Here is an 8,169-nt window from a genome sequence, read left to right as displayed (position 1 = left end):
GGCCTGGAGAAGGTGGCCCGGATCTGTCACACCAACTACGCCGACGGCGCCCTGCACACCATCTACCTCGATCCGCTGGAGATCGAGGCCGCCGACGGCACCTGGGACTTCACCCGTCACATCGGGCACGTCGGAGCCGCCGACCCCTTCATCGGCCTCGAACGCCTCTGGACACGGGGCGAGGTCGCCCCCGGGGACCGCGTCCTGCTGCTCGCGGCCGGCCCCGGCATGGAGGTCGCCTGCGCGGTCGTCGAGATCACCGCGCCCTATCTGCCCGGCACCGCACGACAGGAGGAAGACCTGTGATGCTCGAAGGATGCACCCCCTGGCCGGCCGAGACGGCCGAGCGCTACCGGCGCGAGGGGCTGTGGAACGGCACCGACCTGGGCGCGCTGCCCCGGCTCTGGGCCGAACGGTACGGAGACGCCACCGCGATCGTCGCCGGCGACCGCCGGATCGGCTACACCGAACTGGCCGACCGGGTGGACCGCACGGCCGCCGGCTTCGTCCGCCAGGGCGTGGAGCCCGGTGACCGGATCGTCCTCCAGCTGCCCAACGTGCCCGAGTTCGTCGAGGTGGCGTTCGCCCTGTTCCGGGCCGGCGCGAAACCGGTGTTCTCACTCACCTCGCACCGCTCCAACGAGATCCGGCACCTGTGCGAGCTGTCCGGCGCCTCCGGTTACGTCGTCCCCGGCGTCTTCCGCGGCTTCGACCACACCGCGCTGGCCCTGGAGATGGCCGCCGAACTGCCCGCCCTGCGCCGGATCTACGCCCAGGGCGAGACCACGTCGCCCGCGGTGGTCCCGCTGGAGTCGGTCGACGCCGACCCGGTGGAGCTGCCCGCCAACGACCCCTCGGACGTGGCCTTCTTCCTSCTGTCGGGCGGCACGACCGCGCTGCCCAAGCTGATCCCGCGCACCCACGACGACTACGCGTACCAGACCCGTACGGTGGCCTCCCTGGCCGGCCTGACGACCGAGGACGTCTATCTGGCCGCCCTGCCGGTGGAGTTCAACTTCACCTGGGGCTGCCCCGGAGTGGTCGGCACCCTCTCGGCGGGCGGCACGGTCGTCCTCGCCCCGGACCCGACCGCGGACGACTGCTTCCGGCTGATCGAGCGGGAGGGCGTCACGCTCACCTCGGTGGTCCCCACCGTCGCCCGGCTCTGGCTGGACGAGCGGGAGTGGTCGGACGCCGACCTGTCCAGCCTGAAGGTCCTCCAGATCGGCGGGGCCCGGCTGGAACCGGAACTGGCCGCCCGGATCACCCCCGAGCTCGGCTGCCGCCTCCAGCAGGTCTTCGGCATGGCCGAGGGGCTGCTGACGATGTCCCGTCCCGACGACGACGTGGACGCGGTCCTGCACACCCAGGGCCGGCCGGTGTCCCCGGCCGACGAGGTCCGGATCGTCGACGAACGCGGGGCGGACGTCCCGGCCGGTGTCACCGGCGAGCTGCTCACCCGGGGCCCGTACACGCTGCGGGGCTACTACCGGGCACCCGAGCACAACGCCAGGGCGTTCACCGAGGACGGCTTCTACCGCACCGGTGACCTCGCCTCCCTCACGCCCGAGGGACGGCTGATCGTCCGGGGACGGCTGAAGGACGTCGTCACCGGTGACACCGGCCGGGACGTCCGCCCCGCGTTCGTCGACGATCCGGACCTCGTCGGCCGGGGACACCGGCCGGCCCTGGGTGTGCAGGACCGCGTCCACGTCGTCGTCGGGACGGGACATCGTCAGCAGCCCCTCSGCCCAGAAAGGGTGAACCGCCATGGCCGGCACACGTGCCGCACGAACCGCACCCCGTACCTCACCTCTCTCCGCCGACGAGCTCCGTGGGGAAGTCGTCGCCGTGCTCGGTGTCCAGCCCGACACCGTCCCCGCTGACGCCCACCTCGTCCACCTCGGCCTCGGTTCCCTGGAGATGATGCGCCTCGTCACCCGCTGGCGCCGACAGGGCCTGCCCGCCGAGTTCGCCGAACTCGCCGCCGCACCCACCCTCGACGCCTGGCACCGCCACCTCACCGACGCCTGGCACGCGCGAGAGGCGGAGGTGGCGTGATGAGCACCCTGCTGATCAAGGGCGGCTGCCTGTACCCGGCGGACGCCGGCGACCGGGTCGTCCCCGACGGCGCGGTCCTCGCCGAGAACGGCGTGGTGACCGCCGTCGGCACCGTCGCGGAGGTCGAGGCCGCCATCCGGCCCGAACAGCGCGCCGGACTGCGCACGCTGGACGCCCGCGGCCGGATGATCCTGCCCGGCTTCGTCAACCCGCACTGGCACGAGATGTTCGCGATGCGCTTCCCCTTCAAGGGCGCGCTGCGCGACGCCTCGGACCGGGACGACAAGCCGGTGTTCATGGCGCTGGGCGGCGACGTCCCGCAGATCTCCGTCATCTTCGACTCCTTCCACGGCCAGGTGGACCGGCTCACGCCCGACGAGGCGCTGGCCATCGCCCGGTACTCGATGTGGACCCAGCTGCGCTCCGGGGTCACCGCCCTGGGCGACGTCGGCTCCCTCAACAAGCCGGAGGCGCTCGCCCGCGCCGCCCGCGACCTGGGCATGCGCCTCACGGTGAGCACCTGGGCCTCGGACGCGGTGTGCGCACCCGGCGACACCCGCTTCCGCCGCACCCGCGACGCCGACGACGAGCTCCAGCGGATCGAGAAGCTCCTCATCGACTGCTCGGGCGATCCCGACGGGCTCGTGCGGGCCTGGCCCACCGCCGTCTACGGCACCAACATGACCGACGAACTCGGTGCCGGGTTCGCCGAGCTGGTGGCCCGCTTCGACGTTCCGTTCGCCGCACACGTCGGCGCGCTGCGCAACGAGGCGGACGTGATGCTCGCGTACCACGGCTCGACCCCGGTCCGCCGCTTCGCCGATCTCGGACTGCTCTCCGAGCGCTTCATGGCCGTGCACTGCGCGTTCGCCGACGCCGGCGAGCGGGCGCTGCTGATCGGCGCGGGCGCCCACATCAGCCACTCGCCCGCGAAGTACGGGCCCGCGGGGGAGGCGTCCCTCACCGAGACCCGGCTCTTCCCCGAGTTCCGGCGGGCCGGCCTCGACGTCTCGCTCTCCACCGACGGCGCCGCGATGCCGATCGGCGGCATGGCCGAGTCGATGCGGGTGGCCTGGCAGATCTACAACGAGATGTACGCCGACCCCACCGAGGTGCTGCCCACCGACGCGCTGGCGATGGCGACCCGGCTGCCCGCCCGCGGGCTCGACCAGGGCGACCGGATCGGCAGCCTCGAACCGGGCAAGCAGGCCGACCTGCTGCTGGTGAAGGCCGACGACTGGCGCTATCTGCTCAACCCCCGCCCGCTGGAGGGCTTCCTGGCCCTCGGCGGCTCCATGGACGTCGACACCGTGGTCGTCGCCGGCCGGGTGCTGATCGAGGACGGCCGGTCCACCGGCCTGGACGAGGAGGTCCTGGAGGCCGACTACCTGGAGGCGCTCAGCTCCTTCACCGTGCGCTGCCTCGGGGTCGACGCCGACGCCGTCGCCGCCCGGCTGAGGCAGCGCACCGAGTTCCTCGCGACGCGACGGCTCGCCCGGGCGGGTCTGGCACCCCTCCCCACCGACCGGAAGGAAAGGCGATGAACGCGAAGACGGCCCTGGTCACCGGGGCGGCGGGCGGGATCGGCGCGGCGGTCGCCCGCGCCCTGGCCGCGGACGGTGTGCGGGTCGCGCTGCTGGACGCCGATCCGGRCGCCCTGGAACCGCTGGAGAAGGAACTGCGGACGGAGGGCGCGGCGGTGCTCGCCCTGGGCGTGGACGTGCGCTCCAGCGGGGAGGTGGACGCCGCCGTCGACCGGGCCGAGCGCGAACTCGGCCCGCTGGACCACCTGGTGAACGCCGCCGGTGTGCTGCGTACCGGCGAGGTCGCCGGCTACAGCGACGAGGACTGGGACACCACCTTCGCGGTCAACGCGACCGGTGTCTTCCACGTCAGCCGGGCCGTCGCCAACCGGATGGTGCCGCGCCGTTCGGGGGCGATCGTCACGGTCGCCTCGAACGCCGCGGGCATCCCGCGCTGGAACATGGCGGCCTACGCGGCCTCGAAGGCCGCCGCCACCAGCTTCACCAAGACGCTGGGCCTCGAACTGGCCCGGTACGGCATCCGCTGCAACGTGGTCGCGCCCGGCTCCACCGAGACGCCGATGCTCACCGCCATGTACGCGGACGGCGACGCGGCCGGCCCCTCCGTGGCGGGCTCGCCCGCCACGTACCGGGTGGGCATCCCGCTCGGGAAGCTCGCCCAGCCCGAGGACATCGCGCACGCGGTGCTCTTCCTGCTCTCCGACCGGGCCGCGCACATCACCCTGCACGGGCTGACGGTCGACGGCGGCGCCGCGCTCGGCGTCTGACCGCGTCCCTTTCCCCACCCCCTGCTCCCTTGCCCTCCTTCTTCCCTTATCCCTGGAGCCACGATGGCGATCCCTCTGATCGACTCCTATCCCATGCCGGCCGAGGACGAGCTGCCGAGCAACACCGCACCCTGGACGGTCGACCCCGACCGCGCGGTGCTGCTCGTCCACGACCTGCAGAACTACTTCCTCAGCCCCTTCGGTCACGGCGGTCCGGACGAGGGCCGCCAGCCCCTGACGGACCTGATGGACCACACCGAGGCGCTGCGCGGCGCGTTCGCGGAGGCCGGGGCGCCGGTCGTCTACACCGCCCAGCCCGGCGGCATGACGGACGAACAGCGCGGCCTGCTGAAGGACTTCTGGGGTGCGGGGATGAGTGCCGACCCCGACCACCGGGCCATTCCGGAGCGGATCGCGCCGGCCCCCGGCGACCAGGTGTTCACCAAGTGGCGGCCCAGCGCCTTCTGCCGCACGGACCTGCTCGCCCTGCTCCGCCGCACGGGCCGCGACCAGCTGGTCATCTGCGGTGTCTACGCCCACGTCGGCATCCTGATGACGGCCCACGAGGGGTTCTCCCACGACATCCAGACCTTCGTGGTCGGCGACGCGATCGCCGACTTCTCCGCCGCCCGGCACCGCGAGACGCTGGAGTACGTCTCCTCCCGCTGCTCCGTCACCGTCTCCACCCGTGCGGTCCTCGCCGCCTTGGACGGAGGTGCGCGATGAGCGTCCACCCGCTGCTCGACCGGGTGCTCGGCGCCGAGCCACCGCCCTTCGCCCTGCTCCACCGGCCCGGTGCCACCGGGGCCGACCGGATCGACCTGGTCGTCGGCCGGACCGCCGCGCGCGAGCTGATCGCGGACATCCCGCTGCCGGCCGTGCCGGCGGCCGGGACCGGCGCCCGCCACGAGGTCCTCGCGCTGCTGCCGTACCGGCAGATCCGCGAGCGCGGCTACGCCTGCCCGGACGACGGCGCGCCGCTGCTGACGATGAGCGTCGACGACCAGGCGGTGCTGCCGTTCGACGAGGTGCTCGCGGCCCTGCCGGACGTGCCGATCGCCCTGGAGGACGCCCGCTTCGACGCCGACGACGAGGAGTACGCGGCGCGGGTGCGCCGGGTGCTCACCGAGGAGATCGGGCGGGGCGCCGGGGCGAACTTCGTCATCAAGCGGTCCTTCACCGCGCAGGTCGCCGGCTGGTCGGCGGCGACCGCGCTGTCCTTCTTCCGCCGGCTGGCCGGACGGGACCCCGGCGGCTACTGGACCTTCGTCATCCACACCGGGGACCGCACCTTCGTGGGTGCCTCCCCGGAGCGCCACATCAGCCTGGACGCGGGCCGGGTCGTGATGAACCCGATCAGCGGCACCTACCGCTATCCGGCGGACGGCCCCGACCTGGCGGGCGTGCTGGACTTCCTCGCCGACCCGAAGGAGGCCAACGAGCTCTACATGGTGCTCGACGAGGAGCTCAAGATGATGGGCCGGGTCTGCGACCTGGGCGGCCGGGTCACCGGCCCCGCGCTCAAGCAGATGTCCCGGCTCGCCCACACCGAGTACCACATCGAGGGGCACAGCTCCCTGGACGTACGGGACATCCTCCGCGAGACGCTGTTCGCGCCCACCGTCACGGGGGGCCCGCTGGAGAGCGCCTGCGAGGTGATCAGCCGGCACGAGCCCGAGGGACGCGGCTACTACGCCGGGGTGGCCGCGCTGATCGGCCGTGACGAGCACGGCGAGCGCAGCATGGACTCGGCGATCCTCATCCGCACGGCGGAGGTCGACGCGGCCGGCCGGGTCCGTATCCCGGTCGGCGCCACCCTCGTCCGGGACTCCGACCCGGCGGGCGAGGCCGCGGAGACGCGGGCCAAGGCGGCCGGGCTCGTCGAGGCGCTGCGCTCCCCGGCGGGGGCCCCGGCGGGAGCCGGCGAGGCGGCGGGGATCGCGGCGCACCCGGAGGTGCTGCGGGCGCTGGCCGCGCGCAACGAGCCGCTGGCCGAGTTCTGGTTCCGGCCGCCGGCGGACCGCAGCCGCGCGGTGCCGGCGCTCGCCGGCCGGCGGGTGCTGGTGATCGACGCGGAGGACACCTTCACCGCGATGGCGCGGCACCTGCTGGAGGCCCAGGGGCTGCGGATCGTCGTGAAGCGTCACGACGAGGACTTCCGGCTCGACGCGCACGACCTCGTCATCGTCGGGCCCGGGCCCGGCGACCCGCGGGACGCGGACGACCCGAAGATCGCCCGGATGCGCGAGGTGACCGCCGAACTCCTCGACCGGGGCATCCCGTTCCTCTCCGTGTGCCTGGGCCACCAGGTGCTGAGCACGCTGCTCGGGCTCCCGCTCGTCCGCCACCCGATGCCGACCCAGGGGCTCCAGCGCCACGTCGACTGCTTCGGCCGCACCGAACCGGTCGGCTTCTACAACACGTTCGCCGCCCACTCCGCCCGCGATCTGATCGACTGCCCGGCCCGCCCGGGGCAGGTCCGGGTCTTCCGGGAGGAGAGCGGTGAGGTGCACGCGCTGCGCGGCCCGGGCTTCGCCTCGGTGCAGTTCCACCCCGCCTCGGTGCTGACCCGGAACGGCGGTGAGCTGCTCGCCGGCCTGATCTCCGCGCTGCTCGGAGAGGTAACGGAGCTTTATCGGGACGCCGTTGTCCCCACTGCGATACCTGCATAACGTCATTACTGGTAACGGCAGTACGAGCCCGCACCGCCTCCGCCCTCCTCGCGCCCACCCAGGAAAGGACCTGCCCGATGCGTTTCGACAACATCTGGATCGCCGGCACCGGAGGCACCCTCGGTGCATCCGTGCCGGTGGACGAGGCGGTGGCCGACGGCTCCTACTCGGCCGACGCCGCCGCCAGCACCGGAATGATCAGCTACTCCCGCTCCACCGAGGCACCCCCGGAGATGGCGGTCACCGCCGGCCGCCAGGCCGTCAAGGAAGCCGGCGAGCGCGGCGCGCGGGTCGACCCCGACTCCCTCGTCCTGCACAGCCACGGCCACTTCCAGGGCATCGACATGTGGCCCGCCGCCTGCTGGATCGCCCGCGAACTGCTCGGCCCCACCCTCAACAGCATGCCGATGACCGTCGCCGCCTGGTCCAACGGCTCCCTCGCCTCCCTCGACCTCGCCGCCTCCACCCTGATCGCCCGCCCCGACGTGCCCTCCGCCCTGATCACCCTCGCGGACCGCTTCGCCGAGCCCGCCAACCGCTGGTACACCTCGCCCGGCATGGTCTTCGGCGACGGCGCCGCCGCCGCGGTGGTCGCCCGCGACACCGGCCGGCTGCGCCTGCGCTCCCTGGTCAGCGAGACCGACACCGTTCTGGAAGGCCTGTCCCGCGGCGCCGAGCCCTTCCGCACCGCGCCCGGCGAGCAGCCGGACATGCGCCGCCGGACCCGCGAGTTCCTCGCCACCGGCGAGGTGTCGCTGCGCGACGTGCAGACCCGGTCGGTGGAGCGCACCCGCAGCGTCGTGACCCGCGCCCTCGGCGAGGCGGACGTCGCCCCGGACGGCGTCGACTGGCTGGTGACGCCCTTCGTCGGCCGGACCCTCCACCGCGAGAGCTTCGTACGGCACCTCGACATCGCGCCCCGGAACTCGCTGCACGAACTGGGCCTGACCATCGGTCACCTCGGCCCCTGCGACCAGCTGTACGGCCTCGACCACCTGCTGCGCAACGACCTCCTGAGCCCCGGCGACCGGATCCTCGTGATCGGCACCGGCATGGGCTTCACCTTCTCCGCCGCGGTGCTCACCGCGGACGGGATCTGACCCGCCCGCACCACCCGTACGCCAC

At 73.3% G+C, this 8,169-nt stretch carries 8 protein-coding genes; all 8 read left to right on the top strand.

Features of this window, described 5'->3' with window-relative positions; genetic code table 11:
* On the top strand, positions 1–306 hold a 306-nt coding region (locus tag EAO71_RS33535; RefSeq protein WP_315986628.1), incomplete at its 5' end, for a 3-oxoacyl-[acyl-carrier-protein] synthase III C-terminal domain-containing protein.
* Positions 306–1,886, top strand: coding sequence for a (2,3-dihydroxybenzoyl)adenylate synthase (locus EAO71_RS33530; RefSeq protein ID WP_315986629.1), 1,581 nt, complete (start codon positions 306–308; stop codon positions 1,884–1,886). The genes EAO71_RS33535 and EAO71_RS33530, both read left to right, overlap by 1 nt.
* Positions 1,852–2,061 (top strand): phosphopantetheine-binding protein, encoded by a 210-nt coding sequence (locus EAO71_RS38320; RefSeq protein WP_261992474.1) that lies wholly within the window; start codon positions 1,852–1,854, stop codon positions 2,059–2,061. The genes EAO71_RS33530 and EAO71_RS38320 overlap by 35 nt, the downstream gene beginning before the upstream one ends.
* Positions 2,061–3,605, top strand: a complete 1,545-nt coding sequence (locus EAO71_RS33515) for an amidohydrolase family protein (RefSeq protein WP_147981599.1) — start codon at positions 2,061–2,063, stop codon at positions 3,603–3,605. Before EAO71_RS38320 ends, EAO71_RS33515 begins: the two co-directional genes overlap by 1 nt.
* Positions 3,602–4,372 carry a 2,3-dihydro-2,3-dihydroxybenzoate dehydrogenase gene (locus tag EAO71_RS33510; protein ID WP_147981598.1) on the top strand — a complete coding sequence of 257 codons (771 nt, stop codon included), beginning with the start codon at positions 3,602–3,604 and terminating at the stop codon, positions 4,370–4,372. The genes EAO71_RS33515 and EAO71_RS33510 overlap by 4 nt, the downstream gene beginning before the upstream one ends.
* 63 nt (positions 4,373–4,435) lie before the next feature.
* A complete protein-coding gene (locus EAO71_RS33505) occupies positions 4,436–5,098 on the top strand; it encodes an isochorismatase family protein (RefSeq protein WP_147981597.1) in 663 nt (220 codons plus the stop codon).
* Positions 5,095–7,044 carry an anthranilate synthase family protein gene (locus tag EAO71_RS33500; protein ID WP_147981596.1) on the top strand — a complete coding sequence of 650 codons (1,950 nt, stop codon included), beginning with the start codon at positions 5,095–5,097 and terminating at the stop codon, positions 7,042–7,044. Before EAO71_RS33505 ends, EAO71_RS33500 begins: the two co-directional genes overlap by 4 nt.
* A gap of 77 nt (positions 7,045–7,121) precedes the next feature.
* The gene (locus EAO71_RS33495; RefSeq protein WP_147981595.1) at positions 7,122–8,144 is read left to right on the top strand and encodes a 3-oxoacyl-[acyl-carrier-protein] synthase III C-terminal domain-containing protein; all 1,023 of its coding nucleotides are present in this window, start codon (positions 7,122–7,124) and stop codon (positions 8,142–8,144) included.
* The last annotated feature ends 25 nt before the right edge of the window (positions 8,145–8,169 follow it).

It is taken from the genome of Streptomyces sp. MS191 (genome assembly GCF_008042125.1).
Classification (GTDB): Bacteria; Actinomycetota; Actinomycetes; order Streptomycetales; family Streptomycetaceae; genus Streptomyces.
This window is presented reverse-complemented; position numbering and strand designations above follow the sequence as displayed.